We start from the raw sequence: 325 nt of genomic DNA, 5'->3' as shown, positions 1-325 counted from the left end.
CCCCCATCTGCAAACGCTGTGGGGGCCGCTATGGCGCCCCACCACTCATATCGAGCGTCAACGCGAACGCCTGTGGCTGGAAGACGGCGATTTTCTGGACCTCGACTGGCATGGTCCCCATGACGCGCAATCGCCTCTGGTGCTGGTGCTGCATGGGCTGACCGGTTCATCCAACTCGCCCTACGTGGCCGGCCTGCAAAAAGTCCTTGCCGCGCAAGGCTGGGCCAGCGTGGCATTGAACTGGCGCGGTTGTTCGGGCGAGCCGAACCTGTTGGCCCGCAGCTATCACTCAGGGGCCAGCGAAGATCTGGCCGAAACGATTGCC

General features: G+C 63.7%; 1 protein-coding gene. It reads left to right on the top strand.

Features of this window, described 5'->3' with window-relative positions:
• Positions 1 to 325: alpha/beta fold hydrolase (locus AC0L20_RS40430; protein ID WP_473295734.1), on the top strand; the 325-nt coding region annotated here is incomplete at both ends.

The sequence above is a fragment of the Bradyrhizobium sp. Kon58 genome, assembly GCF_055807455.1.
The sequence above is the reverse complement of the archived record's forward strand: the minus strand, read 5'-3'. Positions and strand labels throughout refer to the sequence as shown.